At 73.3% G+C, this 17628-nt stretch carries 19 protein-coding genes; 14 read left to right on the forward strand and 5 right to left on the reverse strand.

Annotation, left to right across the window (positions count from 1 at the left end; genetic code table 11):
• Nucleotides 1-126: 126 nt before the first annotated feature.
• From DEI93_RS03720 to DEI93_RS03730, 3 genes are read left to right on the forward strand one after another with little or no spacing between them, the layout of a single operon-like run.
• Nucleotides 127-1212: an iron-containing redox enzyme family protein gene (locus DEI93_RS03720; RefSeq protein WP_258372243.1), complete on the forward strand. Its 1086-nt coding sequence runs from the start codon at nucleotides 127-129 to the stop codon at nucleotides 1210-1212.
• A complete protein-coding gene (locus DEI93_RS03725) occupies nucleotides 1209-2228 on the forward strand; it encodes a glycosyltransferase (RefSeq protein ID WP_111119813.1) in 1020 nt (339 codons plus the stop codon). The genes DEI93_RS03720 and DEI93_RS03725 overlap by 4 nt, the downstream gene beginning before the upstream one ends.
• Nucleotides 2229-2256: 28 nt before the next feature.
• Complete coding sequence (locus tag DEI93_RS03730) at nucleotides 2257-2496, forward strand: CDGSH iron-sulfur domain-containing protein (protein ID WP_111009989.1); 240 nt, start codon at nucleotides 2257-2259, stop codon at nucleotides 2494-2496.
• 66 nt (nucleotides 2497-2562) lie between these two features.
• On the opposite strand, the gene DEI93_RS03735 is transcribed toward DEI93_RS03730, so the two are convergent.
• Together DEI93_RS03735 and DEI93_RS03740 are read right to left on the reverse strand one after the other, a co-directional pair.
• Nucleotides 2563-3030 (reverse strand): DUF4383 domain-containing protein, encoded by a 468-nt coding sequence (locus tag DEI93_RS03735; RefSeq protein WP_111009987.1) that lies wholly within the window; start codon nucleotides 3028-3030, stop codon nucleotides 2563-2565.
• 16 nt (nucleotides 3031-3046) lie between these two features.
• Nucleotides 3047-3373 carry a DUF8129 domain-containing protein gene (locus DEI93_RS03740; RefSeq protein ID WP_111009985.1) on the reverse strand — a complete coding sequence of 109 codons (327 nt, stop codon included), beginning with the start codon at nucleotides 3371-3373 and terminating at the stop codon, nucleotides 3047-3049.
• Nucleotides 3374-3651: 278 nt separating this feature from the next.
• Between DEI93_RS03740 and ald the strand changes: the two genes are divergently transcribed.
• From ald to DEI93_RS03755, 3 genes are all read left to right on the forward strand, one after another.
• Nucleotides 3652-4752, forward strand: coding sequence for an alanine dehydrogenase (ald, locus tag DEI93_RS03745; protein ID WP_111119812.1), 1101 nt, complete (start codon nucleotides 3652-3654; stop codon nucleotides 4750-4752).
• 64 nt (nucleotides 4753-4816) lie between these two features.
• Nucleotides 4817-5800, forward strand: a complete 984-nt coding sequence (locus DEI93_RS03750; RefSeq protein WP_111009981.1) for a magnesium and cobalt transport protein CorA — start codon at nucleotides 4817-4819, stop codon at nucleotides 5798-5800.
• The gene (locus tag DEI93_RS03755) at nucleotides 5791-7083 is read left to right on the forward strand and encodes a chloride channel protein (protein WP_258372242.1); all 1293 of its coding nucleotides are present in this window, start codon (nucleotides 5791-5793) and stop codon (nucleotides 7081-7083) included. The genes DEI93_RS03750 and DEI93_RS03755 overlap by 10 nt, the downstream gene beginning before the upstream one ends.
• 69 nt (nucleotides 7084-7152) lie before the next feature.
• On the opposite strand, the gene DEI93_RS03760 is transcribed toward DEI93_RS03755, so the two are convergent.
• A complete protein-coding gene (locus DEI93_RS03760; RefSeq protein ID WP_111009979.1) occupies nucleotides 7153-7458 on the reverse strand; it encodes a hypothetical protein in 306 nt (101 codons plus the stop codon).
• An 86-nt stretch (nucleotides 7459-7544) separates the two neighbouring features.
• On the opposite strand from DEI93_RS03760, the gene DEI93_RS03765 reads away from it, so the two are divergent.
• From DEI93_RS03765 to DEI93_RS03790, 6 genes are all read left to right on the forward strand, one after another.
• Nucleotides 7545-7910: an Rv0909 family putative TA system antitoxin gene (locus DEI93_RS03765; RefSeq protein ID WP_111013816.1), complete on the forward strand. Its 366-nt coding sequence runs from the start codon at nucleotides 7545-7547 to the stop codon at nucleotides 7908-7910.
• A 124-nt stretch (nucleotides 7911-8034) separates the two neighbouring features.
• A complete protein-coding gene (locus tag DEI93_RS03770; RefSeq protein WP_258372241.1) occupies nucleotides 8035-9387 on the forward strand; it encodes a SufS family cysteine desulfurase in 1353 nt (450 codons plus the stop codon).
• Nucleotides 9384-9833: a Fe-S cluster assembly sulfur transfer protein SufU gene (gene sufU, locus DEI93_RS03775; RefSeq protein ID WP_111119811.1), complete on the forward strand. Its 450-nt coding sequence runs from the start codon at nucleotides 9384-9386 to the stop codon at nucleotides 9831-9833. Before DEI93_RS03770 ends, sufU begins: the two co-directional genes overlap by 4 nt.
• Nucleotides 9834-9917: 84 nt before the next feature.
• The gene (locus DEI93_RS03780; protein ID WP_258372240.1) at nucleotides 9918-11321 is read left to right on the forward strand and encodes an LLM class flavin-dependent oxidoreductase; all 1404 of its coding nucleotides are present in this window, start codon (nucleotides 9918-9920) and stop codon (nucleotides 11319-11321) included.
• Nucleotides 11322-11443: 122 nt separating this feature from the next.
• Nucleotides 11444-12748, forward strand: coding sequence for an FAD/NAD(P)-binding protein (locus tag DEI93_RS03785; RefSeq protein ID WP_181436039.1), 1305 nt, complete (start codon nucleotides 11444-11446; stop codon nucleotides 12746-12748).
• Nucleotides 12749-12862: 114 nt separating this feature from the next.
• A complete protein-coding gene (locus tag DEI93_RS03790) occupies nucleotides 12863-13903 on the forward strand; it encodes a dipeptidase (protein ID WP_111119809.1) in 1041 nt (346 codons plus the stop codon).
• A 60-nt stretch (nucleotides 13904-13963) separates the two neighbouring features.
• Here the strand turns inward: DEI93_RS03790 and DEI93_RS03795 are convergent, their stop codons facing one another.
• Both DEI93_RS03795 and DEI93_RS03800 read right to left on the reverse strand, forming a co-directional pair.
• Nucleotides 13964-15046, reverse strand: a complete 1083-nt coding sequence (locus DEI93_RS03795) for a spore photoproduct lyase family protein (protein ID WP_111119868.1) — start codon at nucleotides 15044-15046, stop codon at nucleotides 13964-13966.
• Between the two features lie 99 nt (nucleotides 15047-15145).
• Nucleotides 15146-16048, reverse strand: coding sequence for an alpha/beta hydrolase (locus tag DEI93_RS03800; RefSeq protein WP_111119867.1), 903 nt, complete (start codon nucleotides 16046-16048; stop codon nucleotides 15146-15148).
• A gap of 56 nt (nucleotides 16049-16104) precedes the next feature.
• On the opposite strand from DEI93_RS03800, the gene DEI93_RS03805 reads away from it, so the two are divergent.
• On the forward strand, nucleotides 16105-16575 hold the full coding sequence (locus DEI93_RS03805) for a MarR family winged helix-turn-helix transcriptional regulator (RefSeq protein ID WP_111009971.1): 471 nt from the start codon (nucleotides 16105-16107) through the stop codon (nucleotides 16573-16575).
• A 47-nt stretch (nucleotides 16576-16622) separates the two neighbouring features.
• The gene (locus tag DEI93_RS03810; protein ID WP_111119808.1) at nucleotides 16623-17615 is read left to right on the forward strand and encodes an amidohydrolase family protein; all 993 of its coding nucleotides are present in this window, start codon (nucleotides 16623-16625) and stop codon (nucleotides 17613-17615) included.
• Nucleotides 17616-17628 lie beyond the last annotated feature (13 nt).

Here is a 17628-nt window from a genome sequence, read left to right on the forward strand (position 1 = left end):
GCCGGCCGCCGAAGCCGGGCCACGGGGGACCCGTCGGGGGACACGGGCCGGGGGACGAACCCGGACGTGTTCCCAGCTGAGCGGGCGTAGGCATGGCGAGCTGTCCGACCACGCAAGGAGCCCTCCATGGCCGTCCTCGACGCTGCCGACGTCCTCACCCAGACCCCGATGCCGTATCCGGCACCGCGCGGGCCGCTCGGCGAGGCGATCCGCGCCGTGCTCACCGAGCGTCCGGACGCCGACCGATCCGCGCTCACCGACACCGCCCGCCGCGCGATCGCCGACGCCGAGGACCTCATCCGCGACGACGACGTGCAGAGCAGCCTCTTCGTGCTCCAGGAGCTCGCGTACGGGGGCATCCAGGGTGTCGACGACCGCTTCGAGTGGGACCCGGACCTCCTCGCGGTGCGTGCCGTGCTCGAGGAGGCGTTCGAGGCCGAGCTCCGCCGCAGGGTGCCGATGCCCGAGCGACCCGAGCCGACCGCGGACGCCGTCGCGGCGGCCCTGTTCGCGATGACCTCCGCCGACTCGGGGCCGAGCCTCTCGCGCTACGTCGCGCGGAAGGCCACGCTCGAGCAGGTCCGCGACCTCCTCGTGAACCGGACGGTCTACACGCTCAAGGAGGCCGACCCGCACTCCTGGGCGATCCCGCGCCTGACCGGCCGCGCCAAGGCCGCGCTCGTCGAGATCCAGTCGGACGAGTACGGCGGGGGCCGGCCGAAGCGCATGCACTCCGCGATCTTCGCCCGCACCGTCCGTGCCGCCGGACTCGACGACTCCTACGGCGCGTACGTCGACGCCGTGTCGGCGCTGACGCTCGCGACGAACACGATGATGAGCCTGTTCGGGCAGCACCGTCGGTTGCGCGGTGCGACCGTCGGGCACCTGGCGGCGTACGAGATGACCTCGTCCATCCCCAACAAGCTGTACGGGGACGGTTTCCGGCGCCTCGGCTTCGACGAGGACGCCACGTGGTACTTCGACGAGCACGTCGAGGCCGACGCGGTCCACGAGCAGATCGCCGGGCGCGACCTCGCGGGCGGCCTCGTCGAGGCCGAGCCCGCGCTCCTCGACGACGTGCTGTTCGGCGCCGCCGCGTCGCTCACCGTCGACGGCTGGGCCGCCGCCGAACTGCTCGAGGCGTACCAGGCCGGGCGGTCCTCGCTCCGCGCACCGGTGCAGGTGGCCGCACCGTCCCTCCAGGCCGGATGACCGCACGCGGCGGGGGTCCCCGTCCCGTCGGCCACGCCGCCGACGGCGGCGCCGAGCGCCTGCCGGCCGAGTACGTCCTGCCGCTCCGGTGGGACGACGACACCGACCCGACGGAACTCGCCGCCTACCTGGCGCGCCTCGTCGGGGTCGTCGACGTCACCGTCGTCGACGGCTCGTCGACGGTCGCGGTCGAACGGCACCGCGCCGCGTTCCCGCCGGGGGTCCGGCTGCTGCCGCCACGGGACCGGGCCGGGAGGAACGGCAAGGTCCGCGGGGTCGTCACCGGTGTCGAGACGGCCCGGCACGACGCGGTCGTGGTGGCGGACGACGACGTCCGGTACGACGAGCCCGCGCTCGCCCGCGTCGTCGCGCAGCTCGCCGACGCGGAGGTCGTCCGGCCGCAGAACCACTTCGACCCGTCGCCGTGGCACGCCCGCTGGGACACCGGCCGCACGCTGCTCAACCGCGCGCTCGGGTCGGACTGGCCCGGGACGCTCGGCGTCCGACGCGGGGTGCTGCTCGCGACGGGCGGGTACGACGGGGACGTCCTGTTCGAGAACTGCGAGCTCGTCCGGACCGTGCTGGCCGTCGGGGGTCGACAGGTCCGCCTCGACGACTGCTTCGTCGCGCGCCGACCGCCGACGGTCCGGCACTTCCTGGGGCAGCGTGTGCGCCAGGCGTACGACTCGTGGGCGCAACCGCTCCGGCTCGCCCTGGAACTCGCCGTCCTGCCCGCGGCGCTGCTCGCCGTGCGTCGACCGCGGCGGCTCGTGGCCGGGGCGATCACCGTGGTCGGGCTCGCCGAACTCGGCCGCCGCCGCGCCGGGGGGACCGCCGTGTTCCCGCCGACCGCGGCGCTGTGGTCGCCGCTGTGGCTCGCCGAGCGCGCGGTGTGCTCCTGGCTCGCCGTCGTCGCCCGGGCCCGCGGCGGCGTGCGGTACGCGGGCGAACGGCTCCCGCGCGCGGCCACCCCGTTGCCCCTGCTCGCCGACGCCTCGCCGGTGTCGGCTCCGTGACCGACACCCCGACGGAGGGACCCCGCCCATGACCCACGACCCCGACATCGAGATCGTCGCGTGCCCCGACGGGCCGCTCCTCGTGCGCGGCGACGTCCGCATCACGAACCCCGACGGCGAGGACCTGCCCCGCCGCCGACGCACGGTCGCGCTCTGCCGGTGCGGCAAGTCGATGCTCAAGCCGTACTGCGACGGGACGCACAAGATCATCGGCTTCCGGACCGAGCCGGAGCTGCCCGCCACGGACGTCGCGGCCGACCCGGTCTGACCGTCACCACGACGACAGCGGGCCCGCGACGATCGTCGCGGGCCCGCTGTCGTGCGTCCGGGCGTGTCAGCCCACGGTGCGGATGCGGTCGTCCCGGCGGCTGCGCGAGCGCGGCAGCACGAAGCCGAGCAGGATCATGCCGACGGCGAGCACGAGGTGCAGCCAGTTGTCGGCCGTGTTGAGCGGCACGAAGTTCGCCCCGCTCGTGTGGTTCGCGGTGAACAGGCCGTAGATCCAGAGGACGGCGTAGACGATGCCGCCGATGATCATGTACGCGCGCGAAGCACCGGCACCGCGGGCGGCGATGACACCGACGACACCGAAGGCCAGGTGCACGATGTTGTGGAGCACGGACACCTGGAACAGGCCGAGCAACATCGCCATCGAGCCTGATCCGGCACCGCTCAGCGAGCCGGTCGTGATCCCCGGGATGAACCCGGCGATCCCGACGACCAGGAAGACGATCCCGACGATCAGCGCGCCCTTCTGGACGGCGGTCGCGGCGTAGGGCGGGTGGGCGGAGGAGTCGGACATGGGAGTTCCTTCCTGATCAGCGCGGCATGGCCGGGTTGGTGGGATCGCCGTGTGACGGCGGGTTGATCGGCGGCCCGGAGGTCGCGGGGGTCACGCCGCCCCCGGGCACGCCGGCCTGGACCTCCGGCAGGTGGTCCGGCACGGAGCCGTGGGGTTCGGCGCCGGCGTCGAGGGCCTCGAGCCGGTGGCGCAGGACCTCGACGACCGGCAGGCGGTCGCCGTGGGCCCGTTCGTGGTCGAGCAGTGCCTGCAGGTCCGAGCGATCGAGAGCGACGATGCGTTCCCGGAGCGCCCCGAGCGGCACGTGGTCGAAGTCGGGGATCGCGAGTTCCTCGTTGGTCATCACTGGTCCTTCCCCTCGACGGCTCGTCGTCGAGTGGCCTGGACGGTACCCGGACCGGACTGCCCGGTCGCGCAGTGAACGGGGGACAGTCCGGCCGGGAGGCCCGCCACCGGTCGATCCTTCGGTGCACGCCCTTGCGGGGCGCCCGGGACCGAATCCACGAGCACGAGCAGCGCGTGCAACCGAACGATGTGCTGCTGTGACACGGCCGTTCGAAACGGATGCCTGAATGACCTCGACCCCGCGGGCCGCCGCGGGCACGACCACGAGGAGTCCCCATGCTGATCGGTGTCCCCACCGAGGTGAAGAACAACGAGTTCCGGGTCGCCGTGACCCCGGCGGGCGTCGCCGAGCTCACCCTGCACGGGCACCGGGTGCTCGTGCAGGCCGGCGCGGGCGCGGGCAGTGCCTTCGCCGATGACGAGTACGCGGACGCCGGTGCCGAGGTCGTCCCCGACGCCGCCGCCGTGTGGGGTGCCGCGGACATGGTGCTCAAGGTGAAGGAACCCGTCGCGAGCGAGTACCCGCTCATCCGGCCCGGTCAGGTGCTGTTCACCTACCTGCACCTCGCGGCGGACCGGGCGCTCACCGAGGCGCTCCGGGCGTCCGGCGCAACGGCGATCGCGTACGAGACGGTGCAGCTGCCCGACCGGTCGCTGCCCCTGCTCTCGCCGATGTCGGAGATCGCCGGGCGGCTCGCCGCACAGGTGGGCGCGAACCAGCTCATGCGCACCGCGGGCGGTCGTGGCCTGCTGCTCGGCGGCGTGCCCGGGACCCCGAAGGGCCGCGTCGTCGTCATCGGCGGCGGGGTCGCCGGCGAACACGCGGCGGCGATGGCCCTCGGGCTCGGCGCCGAGGTCACCGTCATCGACATCGCGCTCCCGCGCCTCCGTGCCCTCGACGCGCGGTTCGACGGCCGCGTGACCACCCTCCGTTCGAGCAGCTACGCGATCGCCGAGGCCCTGCGTGACGCGGACCTCGTGATCGGCTCGGTGCTCATCCCCGGGGCCGCCGCGCCGAAGCTCGTGACCGACGCCATGGTCGCGGACATGCGCCCCGGCTCCGTGCTCGTCGACATCGCGATCGACCAGGGCGGTTGCTTCGAGGGCTCCCGGCCCACCACGCACGACGACCCGACGTTCGCGGTGCACGGCTCGATGTACTACTGCGTCGCGAACATGCCCGGCGCGGTGCCGCGGACGAGCACGATCTCGCTGACGAACGCGACCCTGCCGTACGCGGTCGCGATCGCCGACGCCGGCTGGGAGCGGGCGCTCGCCGCGGACCCGTCGCTCGCGAAGGGCCTCAACGTGCACGCCGGCGCCGTCGTCAACGCGGCCGTCGCCGCTGCGCACGGCCTCGAGGTCGCCACGGCCTGACCGCTGGGGCGTGGGTGGTCCGACCCAGCGCGAGCGGTCCCGTACGCTTCGGGGCGGAGGACCCATGCCCGTCGCGCTCAACACCGTCTTCGTCGACCAGATCGCCCCGATCTCCTCGACCTCGCTCGAGGAGACCTTCCGGATGGTGGCGGAGGACCAGGCCGCCGCGTGCCTCTGCCTCGACCACCCCACGCCCGAGGAGCTCGGGGACGTCGCCGTGGCGTTCGGGCTGCACGAACTGGCCGTCGAGGACTCCGCCCACGGGCACCAGCGGCCGAAGCTCGAACGCTACGGGGACACCCTGTTCACGGTGCTGCGTCCCGCCCTCTACGTCGACGCCGACGAGGTCGTCCGGTTCGGTGAGATCCACGCGTTCGTCGGCCCCCGCTTCTTCGTCGCCGTCGTCAAGGAGGACCCGCGCGGGTCCGTCGCCATCACCACCGCCCTCACCCGCCTGGCGCACAAGTCCGGCCTGGTCGGCGCGGGACCGCAGGCACAGCTCTGGGCCCTGTTCGACTCCATCGTCGACGGGTACCGTCCCGTGGCCGACGGGCTCGAGGAGGACATCAACCAGATCGAGGACCAGCTGTTCGCCGGCGTCGCGAACACGTCGCGACGCATCTACGAGCTGTTCGGCGAGGTCGTCGACTTCCAGCGCGCGACCCGGCCGCTCGTCGCCATGCTCGAGGCGCTGCACCGCGGCGCCGACAAGTACCACATGCCCCTCGAGCTCCAGCGGCGGTTCCGCGACGTGCTCGACCACGTCATCCGGATCACGGACCGCGCCGACACGTTCCGTGCGCTGCTCCAGAACGCGCTGACGGTCGACGCCACCCTGGCGGCGCAGAAGCAGAACGACGACACCAAGCGCATCTCGGCGTGGGCCGCGATCCTGTTCGCCCCGACGCTCATCGCCGCGATCTACGGCATGAACTTCACGAACATGCCCGAGCTGCACTGGCGGTACGGGTACCCCCTGTCGATCGTCGCGATGGTCGTGTTCGCGGTCGTCCTGTTCGTCGTGTTCAAGGTCAAGCGGTGGTTCTGACCGGAGCCGGGCCGCGCGCGCACTCCACGCCGCACTGGACCCTCCGCATCGTCGTCGTCACCGCGCTCGTCGGGGTCGCGGGGGGCGTCGCCGGCGTCAGCGTGTGGGTCGCGCTGCACCTCATCCAGGTCGTCGCGTTCGGGTTCCCGTTCCACACGGGGGACGAGGCGGCGGACGAGCCGGACGCCCTGCACCGGTTCCTGGCGGTCTTCGCCGCGGGCCTCCTGGCCGGGGTCGCGTGGTGGGCGCTCCGCCGGTGGGGCCGCCCCGTCGTCGCCGTGCAGGGCGCGGTCGACGGCCGGCACATGCCGTCGCTCGTCACGGTCGCGAACGCCGGGATCCAGATCGTCATCGTCGGACTCGGAGCCTCGATCGGCAAGGAGGTCGCACCGCGTGAGATCGGGGCCTGGCTCAGCCAGCAGATCACCGACCGTGCCGGGCTGACCCGCCGCGAGACGCGGATCCTCGTCGCCTGCGGTGCCGCGGCGGGACTCGCCGCCGTGTACGACGTGCCGCTCGGCGGAGCGCTGTTCGCCGTCGAGGTCCTGCTCGGTGAGATCACCTTCGCCACCGCCTTGCCCGCGTTCGCGACGAGTGCGATCGCCGCGCTCGTCGCCCGGGCCGTCGTGCCCGTCGAGACCCTCTACACGGTGCCGACGCTCACCCTGTCGCCGTCGCTCGTCGTGTGGGCGGTGCTCGTCGGACCGGTGCTCGGCTTCGCCGGGATCGGGTTCGTCCGCCTGACGAACCGGCTGCAGACCGCACGACCGCGCGGGTGGCGCGTCATGATCGTCATGCCCGTCGTGTTCGCCGGTGTGGGAGCGGTCGCGATCTGGTTCCCCCAGGTCCTCGGCAACGGTCGCGCCCTCGGACAAGCGGCGTTCGGCACCCACCTGCACGACGCGGCGGTGCTCGGACTGGCCCCGGTCCTCCTGGTCGGCGTCCTGTCGCTGGCGAAGACCGCGACGACGACAGCGACCATCGGTGCCGGGGCCGCCGGTGGCACGCTCACCCCGTCGATCGCGATCGGTGCGACCGCGGGGGCGTTCCTCGGCGGCGCGTGGCTGCTCGTCTGGCCGGGGTCGGGGCTCGCCGCGTTCGCGTTCATCGGCGCCGCCGCGTTCCTGGCGACGACGATGCGCGCCCCGTTCACGGCGCTCGTCCTCGTCGTCGAGTTCACCGGGCAGGGGCCGACGATCCTCATCCCGGCGCTCCTGGCGGTCGGCGGTGCCGTGGCCGTCGGGTACGTCCTCGGGCGGCGTCGCCTGGTCGGGGTGGCGTAGCGCCGGAGCGCCCACGGGTGCGCCGTTCGTGACGGCGGGGTCCTCGCTGGGCGCCGGGGCCCGCGCGGCCTACTTCCCGAGCGACGCCAGCAGGGGGAGCATCAGCCCGGCCACCCAGATGAGCACGAAGAGCAGGCCACCCAGGACGGTCAGGCGCCGCCAGCGGCGGGTCGGGAGGTCCGGGGTCGAGCCCCACATCTGCGACCGGGTGACGACCCGGTTGGCCTGCGCGACGACCCGCGCGACGTCCGGATCGGACGTGTCGAGCAGCCCGTCGGCCGCGTTCGTCGAGATCCGCTCGGCCTCCTCGAGCGGCATGGTCAGCCGGGGAGGTCGCTCGCGGCGGGCGACGCGTGCGGACCGCTCGTTGCGCATGGGCGTCCTCGTTCGTTCGGGGTGTGCCCCGAGTCTGCTCCGTACGGCGGGTGTCCGTCCAGGGCATCGCGCCTAGGATCGCGCGCATGGCCGGGTTCGATGACATCAGCAAGAAGGCCCAGGAGTTCCTGGGCAACGACAAGGTGAAGAACGCCCTCCGCAGCGAGCAGGCCGAGGGCCTCAGCGACAAGGTGCTCGACGCGGTGCAGGGCGCGGTGGACAAGGCCACCGGCGGCAAGTACAGCGACCAGCTCAAGGGCGCGCGGGACCAGGCCGACAAGCACATCGGCAAGGTCGTGGGGCCAGGAGGGGACGACCGGGGGCACGACGCGCAGGCGCACGGCGACCACGGCGTGGCGGGTCACGGGGGCCACGCGGCGCACGGCGCACCGGACCAGGAGCACGACGGCGGGCCGCACCACGGCGACGGATCGGGCAAGCACAAGGCCTGACCGCGGTCACCGACTGGACGGGATCCGGAACAGCGGGGACCATGGACGGGTCGCCCTCGGGTGACGTCGCCGGCACCGTGCCGAGCGACACCGCCCACCCGGGCGCCAGGAGGACCGCACCACCGTGACGACGACCGTGACCACCGACCCGCTCACCGACGCCGAGGTCCGCGCCATCCGCGCCGACTTCCCGATCCTCGGTCAGGAGGCCGGCGGCGTCCCGCTCGTGTACCTCGACTCCGGGGCGACCGCGCAACGGCCGTCGCAGGTGCTCGACGCCGAACGGCGGTTCCTCGAGACGAGCAACAGCGCCGTCCACCGCGGAGCACACACGCTCGCCGCGCTCGCCACCGACGCGTACGAGGAGGCCCGGGCGACCGTCGCCGGGTTCATCGGCGCCGCTGCCGCGACCGAGGTCGTGTGGACCGCGAACGCCACCGACGCGCTCAACCTCGTCGCGTACGGCATGGGCAACGCGAGCCGAGGACGGGGCGGGCCCGCGGCCGAGCGCTTCCGGCTCGCCGCCGGCGACGAGATCGTCGTCACGGAGGCCGAACACCACGCCGACCTCGTGCCGTGGCAGGAGCTCGCGGCCGCGACCGGGGCGACGCTCCGCTGGGTCCCCGTCGACGACGACGGTTGCTGGACCGCCGAGGACGCCGGCGCGGTGATCGGACCACGGACCCGTGTCGTCGCGTTCGCGCACGTGTCGAACGTCACCGGGATGATCGCGCCGGTCGAGCAGGTCGTCGCGCTCGCCCACGGCGTCGGCGCCCTCGTCGTGCTCGACGCCTGCCAGTCCGCGCCGCACCGGCCGCTCGACGTCGGCGCCCTCGGGGTCGACTTCGCCGCGTTCTCCGGACACAAGATGCTCGGCCCGAACGGCATCGGGGTGCTCTGGGGACGCCAGGAACTCCTCGATGCGCTGCCGCCGTTCCGCACGGGTGGGTCGATGATCACGACGGTCACGATGGAGCACACCGAGTTCATGCCCGCGCCCGAGCGGTTCGAGGCCGGGACGCAGCCGGTGTCGCAGGCCGTCGCGCTCGCCGAGGCCGTCCGCTACCTGCAGGGCATCGGGATGGACCGGGTGCGGGCGCACGAGGAGGCCCTCGCCCAGCGCCTCGTCGGAGGACTCACCGCGATCCCGGGCGTCCGCGTCGTCGGGCCCGGGGTGGGCGTCCCGCGGTCGGGACTGGCGGCGTTCGACGTGGACGGGGTCCACGCGCACGACGTGTCGCAGGTGCTCGACGCGCAGGGGTTCGCCGTCCGCGCCGGGCACCACTGCGCGCAGCCGCTGCACCGCCGACTCGGCCTCGTGGCCACGAGCCGTGCGAGCACGTACGTGTACACGACCGAGGACGAGGTCGACCGGTTCCTCGAGGCCGTCGCGGGCGTCCGCGCGTACTTCGGGCTGTCGGACGCCGACGGCCGGGCGGACGCCGGCGCGCCGGTCGAGGTCGGAGTGGACCGATGAGCGACGCGCTCGCGGGGCTCTACCAGCAGGTCATCCTCGACCACGCGAAGGCCCGCACCGGCGAGGGTCCGCTGCCCGACGCGGACGCCGAGCACCACGAGCGGAACCCCACGTGCGGAGACGAGATCACCGTGCGGATCCGGCTCGAGCCCGGTACCGACCGCATCGCGGACCTCCGCTGGCAGGGCGCCGGGTGCTCGATCTCGATGGCGTCGGCGTCCGTCCTCGCCGAGATGGCGCCGGGCCGGACCGTCGCGGAGTTCACGGCGCTCGCCGACGCGTTCCGGACCATGCTGCGGTCGCGGGGCGTGGGTGAGCCCGACGAGGAGCTGCTCGGCGACGCGGTCGCGTTCCAGGGGGTCGCGAAGTTCGTCATGCGGGTCAAGTGCGCGATGCTCGCCTGGGTGGCCACCGAGGCGTCCGCGGAGCTGGCCGCGGGGCGCTGACCCGACCCGTCCCTCCCGGTCGGCCCCCGTCACACGAGGTCACACACCCGGCAGCGGGGTCGGGGGCGGCCGTAGCGTCGGAGCGTGACCGAACCCCAGGACGTCCGACGGATCCGCTTCAACGCGTTCGACATGAACTGCGTCGCGCACCAGTCCTCCGGGCTGTGGCGCCACCCGCGTGATCGTTCCCGCCACTACAACGACCTCTCCTACTGGACCGACCTAGCACGGCTGCTCGAGTCCGGGGACTTCGACGGGATCTTCATCGCCGACGTGCTCGGCACGTACGACGTGTACGGCGGATCGAACGAGGCCGCGTTGCGGACGGGGTCGCAGGTCCCCGTGAACGACCCGATGCTCCTGGTGTCGGCGATGGCGTCCGTCACCGAGCGCCTCGGCTTCGGCATCACCGCGGGGACGGCCTACGAGCACCCGTACCCGTTCGCCCGACGCATGTCGACGCTCGACCACCTGACGAAGGGCCGGATCGGCTGGAACGTCGTGACCGGGTACCTGCCGAGTGCGGCGCGGAACATGGGACAGACGGACCAGCTCGCGCACGACGACCGCTACGACGTCGCCGACGAGTACCTCGAGGTCCTCTACAAGCTGTGGGAGGGCTCCTGGGAGGACGACGCGGTGGTCGCCGACGTCGAGACCGGCGTCTTCACCGACCCCGCCAAGGTGCACCCGATCGAGCACCACGGCCGGCACTTCGACGTGCCGGGCATCCACCTGTCCGAACCGTCGGTGCAGCGATCGCCCGTGATCTACCAGGCCGGTGCGTCCCCCAGGGGGATCCGGTTCGCGGCCGAGCACGCCGAGGCGATCTTCGTCGGCGCGCCGACGATCCCGCAGCTCGCGGCCACCGTGCGCAAGATCCGGGACGCGCTGGAGGCGGCGGGTCGCGACCGGTACGCCGCTCGCGTCTACACCCTGCTGACCGTGATCACCGACGCCACGGACGACCTCGCACGGGCGAAGTACGCGGACTACCTGTCCTACGCGTCCGAGGTCGGCGCCCTCGTGCTCAACTCCGGGTGGATGGGCGTCGACCTGGCGCAGTACGACCTCGACGAGCCGCTCGGCAACATCGAGTCGAACGCGATCCAGTCCGCGGCCGCGAACCTCTCGGCCGCGACCGGCGAGGACGGTTCGACGTGGACCGTCCGGGACATCGCGCGACGGACCGCGATCGGCGGGCTCGGCCCCGTCGAGGTGGGCAGCGGCGCGACGATCGCGGACCGCCTCCAGGAGATCGTGCGGGAGACCGACGTCGACGGCTTCAACCTCGCCTACGCGGTGACCCCGGGGACCTGGGAGGACGTCGTCGAGTTCGTCGTGCCCGAGCTCCGGGCCCGCGGGGCCTATCCGGAGGCATCCGGAGCGGGGTCGTTGCGCGACAAGCTGTTCGGCCGGGGCGACCGGTTGCCGGACGAGCACCGTGGTGCGTCCCACCGGGTGGGGGCGCGCGCGGCAGCCGTGTGACGGCGGGGGCCCTGTGCCTCCACGATCGCCCTCCGCGTCCATCCACCCGGCTCTCGTGGTGCACCGGCTAGCGTCGAGCTGAGCACGCCGACGGACAGCGCGTGCCGGACAGGAGCGCACTCGTGAGCGGAACAGGGACGTCCGTCGTCGTCATCGGAGGCGGGGCGAGCGCCGTGTACGTCGCGGTCGCGCTCCGCGAGCGCGCCGCCGCGCGGGACCTGCCCGCACCGGACGTGACGATCGTCGCGCGTGAGACGCCGATCGGTCGCGGGCTGGCGTACGGGCACGCCGAGGCGCACCACCGGCTCAACAGCCCCGCGGGCGGGATGAGCGTCTCCGCGGGCGACGCCGCGCACTTCGTCCGGTGGTGCGCCGACCACGGGTACGACGTCGCGCCGGGGGACTACGTCGAGCGCCGGCTGTTCGGTGACTACCTCGTCGACGTCGCGGAGCACCTCGTCGCCGACCCGGACCACCCGGTGCACGTCGTGCAGGGCGAGGCGGTGGGCTGCACGACCGGCGACGACGGCGCGCACGTGGCCCTCGCGGACGGTTCGACGATCGACGCCGACGTCGCCGTCCTCGCGCTCGGGAACCCGCCGCCTGCCACGTGGCCGACGGGAGCGGCGGTGCAGATCGACGACCCGTGGGCGACCGGTGCGCTCGGCCGCGTGCCCGACGGCTCGAGGGTCCTGCTCGTCGGGACGGGCCTGACGATGGTGGACGTCGCCACGTCGCTCGCCCGCCGGGAGGCCGGGATCACCATGACCGCGACGAGTCGCCACCTCCTGCTCCCGGCGGAGCACCTGCCGGGTCCGGTGGCACCCGGACCGGGCCTCGACCCGACCGTGTCGACGCTCGGCGGGCTCGCCCACGAGCTCGGCGTACAGCTCCGTGCCGCCGAGGACGCCGGCACACCGTGGCAGGCGGTCATCGACGGCATGCGCCCTCGGCTCATGGAGCACTGGACGGGGATGGACGAGGCCGACCGCCGCCGGTTCGTCGAGCACCTCGCGCGCCGGTGGGACGTCCACCGCCACCGCATGGCGCCGTCGGTCCACGCCGAGCTCCAGGGGCTCGTCGACGGCGGCGTCCTCCGGTTCGTGGCCGACGCCGACCCGTCCGGGTTCGACGCCGTCGTGTTCTGCACCGGCCCCACCGCCGTGACGACACCCGGCTGGAGTCCCGTCGTCGATGCGCTGCTCGAGCGCGGGAGGATCCTGCCCGAGCCCCTCGGACTCGGACTGGACGCCGACTGGTCCGGCGCGGTCCGCGATGACCACGGCGACGTGGACGGACGGCTCCTGGCGATCGGGCACGCGCTGCGCGGGGCACTGTGGGAGACGACGGCGATCGGCGAGATCCGGATCATCGCGAACCGCGTCGCCGATCGGGCCCTCGACACGGTCGCGGCCGTCTCCGCCTGAGCGGGCCCGCTCACCGCTCCGCGAGGTCGCAGTCACTGCCGTTCTGGAGGGCACCAGAACGGCACCGACCGCGATCTCGCGGCGGGTCGTCGTGCCTCCAGTACCGTCGGCAGCATGACGGACCCGCTCGCGACCCTGTCGTTCCCCGTAATCGACGGCCACAACGACCTGCCGTGGGAGTGCCAGATGCGGCGCGGCTCGTCCGTCGAGGGCGTCGACGGCACCGCGCTCACGCTGCACACCGACCTGCCGAAGCTCCGTGCGGGCGGTGTCGTCGGCCAGTTCTGGTCCGTGTACGTCGACGTCGACGAGCCGGACCCCGTCCGCACGACGCTCCAGCAGATCGACCTGGTCCACCGCCTCATCACCCGCTACCCGGACGACCTCCGGCTCGCGCGCACCGCCGACGAGGTCCGCGCGGCCGTCTCGGCCGGACGCATCGCGAGCCTGCTCGGGGCCGAGGGCGGGCACGCGATCGGCGACGACCTCGCCGTGCTCCGGACGTTCGCGCGGCTCGGCGTCCGGTACATGACGCTGACGCACACCGCGGACACGGCCTGGGCGGACTCCGCGACGGGGGAGCGCGCGCACGGCGGCTTGACCGACCGCGGGCGCGAGGTCGTCGCCGAGATGGAACGGATCGGCATGCTCGTCGACCTCTCGCACACGAGCCCCGACACCATGCGCGACACGCTCGACGTCGCCACCGCCCCGGTGCTGTTCAGCCACTCGTCGACGATCGCGGTGAACGACCACCCGCGGAACGTCCCCGACGACGTGCTCGCCCGACTCACCGACAACGGCGGAGTCGTCATGATCACGTTCGTGCCGGCGTTCGTCTCCGCGGCCTGGGCCGCGTGGGAGGCCGCCGACCCGGCGAGCCGCCCGGCCGACGGCCCGATCGTCACCGTGGCCGACGTCGCGGACCACGTCGACCACGCACGCCAGGTCGCGGGCATCGAGCACGTCGGGCTCGGGGGCGACTACGACGGCACGCCCGTCCTGCCCCCGGACCTCCGCGACGTCTCGCGGTACCCGGTGCTCGCCGACGAGCTCCGGCGGCGCGGCTGGTCGGACGACGACCTCCGCGCGCTGGCGGGCGGCAACGTGCTCCGGGTGCTCGCCGCGACGGACGCGGCGTTCGTCGGCGGCTGACGCAGCGTTCGTCGCGAACCGACGACGGACGGACGGACGGGAGGCGCGGGGCCGGGCCCGTCAGAACGCGTAGCGGACGCGGCAGTACGGCATGGTCGCGGCGAGCAGCGTCGTGAACCGGTCCACCGCAGCCCGCTTCAGCTCCCGCCGGTAGCGCACGTTCACCGCGCCGTTCTCGGACACCTTCGTCTCCTGCAGCTCGGGGCGCCACAGGACGTCCTCGGCCTTCGGATGCCAACCGAGGTTGACGCCGTGCAGACCCTCGTTGTGGGTGAGCATGATGACCTCGCACGCCAGCTGCGCCTTCGTCCGCGGGGACAGGACGTCGTCGAGGTGCTCGAACAGCGCCTGCCAGTCCTGCTCCCACGTCGGTGTGAGGATCACCGGCGAGAAGTTGAGGTGGACCTCGTACCCAGCCTCGACGAAGTCGTCGATCGCCGCGATGCGCTCGGCCATGGGTGACGTCCGGATGTCCGTGAGCTTGGCGAGCTCGGCCGGCATGAGCGAGAACCGGACCCGCGTGCGGCCCATCGGGTCCCAGTCCAACAGGTCACGGTTGACGTACTTGGTGGCGAAGGACGCCTTCGCGGTCGGCATCATGCGGAACAGGTCGACGAGGTCGTGGACGTTCTCGCTCACCAGGGCGTCGGCCGAGCAGTCCGAGTTCTCGCCGATGTCGTAGACCCAGGCCTCGGGGTCGCACTGGTTCGGCTCGACCTTCGGGCCCTGCTTGGCGACGTGGCGGGCGATGTGCCGCTGGATCTGCTCGATGTTCACGAAGGTGGTGATCGGGTTGCTGTACCCCTTGCGCCGCGGGACGTAGCAGTACGCGCACGCCATCGCGCACCCGTTCGCCGTCGACGGGGCGATGAAGTCGGCGCTGCGCCCGTTCGGTCGGGTGACCAGGGACTTCTTGACGCCGAGCACGAGGGCCTCGGTCTTGATCCGGACCCACCGGCGCACGTTGGTCTCGTCGCCGTGGACCTCCGGGATTTGCCAGTGCGACGGGACCTCGACGACCTCGGCGTCCGGCCACTCGGCGACGATCTCGGCCCCGCGCGGCATCGCGAGCGCGGCCGGCTCGGCGTAGATGCGTCGGACGTCGAGGAGCTGCCGCGGGGCGGTCGTCGTGGTGCCGGTCATCGCCTCCATCGTGGTCCCGACCACCGACACCACGCGAGGTCCGCTCCGCACGCCCGGGGGCACCACGCGCGGTCGTCGTGCCCCGCCGCTGACCGCCGGTCAGCCCCGCCCGAGGTGCTGCGTCAGGAAGAGCGCGGCTCGGTCGAGCGCCCGGTCCGACTCGTCCAGCGTCCCGACGAACGTCTGGAACACGTGCGGCACGTCGGCGGTGACGTCGAGGACCACGTCGACCTCGGCCTCCACGGCCCGGGTGGCCAGGCGGACGGCGTCGTCGAGGAGCACCTCGTTCGTCCCGACCTGCAGGAGCATCGGCGGCAGGCCCGTCAGGTCGCCGACCACCGCCGGGGCGAGCAGCGGCTGGTACGGGTCCTGGCCCGCCAGGTAGAGCGCGCCGGTCCGGCGCATGCCGGCCGCGGTGAGGAACGGGTCGACGCCGTCCTTCGTGGTCATCGACGCACCCGTGCGGGTGTGGTCGAGTCCGGGCGAGAACGCGACGATCGCGGCGGGCGTCGGCAGGCCGGCGTCCCGGGCCGCGATGCTCGTCGTGACGCTCAGGCCGCCGCCCGCGGAGTCGCCCGCGAAGGCGATGGTCGCGGGGTCCTCGCCCTGGTCGACGAGGTCGCGGAAGGCCGCGACACCGTCCTCGATCGCGGCGGGGAACGGGTGCTCGGGCGCGAGCCGGTAGTCGAGCGACACGGCTCGGACCCCGGTCCGCAGGACGAGCTCCGTGGTCAGGGCCATCGCCGTGTCGGGGGAGCCGAGCAGCCAGGAGCCGCCGTGGAAGTACAGGATCGTCCCCGGACCGCCCTCACCCTCGGGTTCGACGAGGACCGCCGGGCGGCCGCCGAGTTCGACCGCGCTGCGCCGGACGCCGCCGGGGACCGGGAACCGGGCCATCAGCGCCGCGAAGTCGGCGCGCATCTCCTCGATCGATCCCGGCTCGTCCTCGTGCGCCGTCGCCCGCAGTGCCGTGTCCAGGGCCCGTCGTGCTGCTCTCGTCATGTCGTCCTCCTCGTTCGGAAACTGCATGCCGTGGCATGCATCGTAGACTGTATGCCATGGCAAGTACATCGGCAACCGCCCGCCGCGCGGCGCTCTTCGACGACCTGGTGCGGTGCGAGACCCGCGTCTACAACGCCCTCACCGACCGGCTCCGCACCGACCACGGCATCGTCGCGTCCCAGTTCGAGATGCTCCGGTACCTCCGCGCGCACCCCGATGCACGGGTCGGTGACGTCGCCCGCACCGTCGCCGCCGGGATCGGCGCGATCAGCAAGGGGGTCGACCGCCTGGAGGGCCGGGGCTGGGTCACGCGCGTCCCCAACCCGGTGGACGGCCGGTCCTCGCTCCTCCGGCTCACCGGACGCGGGGCGGAGCTGGTCGCCGAGGCAGAGCGCACCTTCGACGCGCTGCTCGAGTCCCTCCTCGCACCGGTGCTCGACGACGACCAGGTCGCCGCGACGGGCGCGGCGCTCGCCGCGCTCCGGCGGTCGCTCGAGGCGGACCGCATCGGCGTCCCCGTGGGCTAGGGGCGCGCGACGAACCCGCGGCGCACCCACGTGGCAGGCTCCGGAGCGTGACCGTCATCGCCATCGAAGAACACTGGACGACCCCCGACCTCCGCCAGGCCCTCGAACGGCTCCCCGGGGACCGTCGGGACGACAGCCTCGTCCTCAACGAGCACGGGGACACCCTCGCCCTGCTCGAGGACCTCGACGCCGCGCGCCTCGCCGTCATGGACGAGCAGGGGGTCGACCTGCAGGTCCTGTCCGTGGCCCCGCCCGCGACCGGACCACTCGACCCCGCCGACGCGGTGGCGGCGAGCCACGACCTCAACGACGCCGCGGCCGCCGCGGTCGCGCGCCGTCCCGAGCGCTTCCTTGCGATGGCGACGTTGCCGATGGCGGAGCCGAGCGCGGTCGTCGCCGAGCTCGAGCGTGCTGCCGACCTCGGCTTCGTCGGGGCCATGGTCTACGGCCGCACGGGCGACGTCCCCCTCGACGACCCACGGTACGACGACCTGTTCGCCGTGGCGGCCGCCCGGGGCCTCCCGGTGTTCATCCACCCGCAGATCCCACCGCGGGCCGTGCGCGAGGCCTCCTACTCCGGCTTCGACCCGATGACCGACCTCGCGCTGTCGACCTTCGGGTGGGGCTGGCACCTCGAGGCCGCGGTGGCGGCGCTCCGCCTGATCGCCCGGGGCACGTTCGACCGGCACCCGGACCTCCAGATCGTCCTGGGGCACTGGGGTGAACTCCTGCTGTTCTGGGTCGACCGCATCCAGAGCCTCGCGCGCACCGCTGGGCTCGACCGCCCGGTGGTCGAGTACCTGCGGTCGAACGTCGTCGTGACGACGTCGGGCATGTTCAACCCCGCGCTCCTCCGGCACGCCCTGACCGTCACGTCGGTCGACCGCCTCGTGTTCTCGACCGACTACCCGTTCCAGCGGCCGACGCGCGCGGACGTCGAGCGGTTCCTCGCCGAGTTCGACTCGGACGCCGACCGCGAGGCGTTCACGAGCGGCAACGCACGGCGCGTGTTCGGGCTCGGCGACGACGTCGCGCGGTAGCTCCGCGGGAGGT

Origin of the sequence: Curtobacterium sp. MCBD17_035, assembly GCF_003234815.2 — a bacterium.
In the GTDB taxonomy this organism is placed as follows: Bacteria; Actinomycetota; Actinomycetes; order Actinomycetales; family Microbacteriaceae; genus Curtobacterium.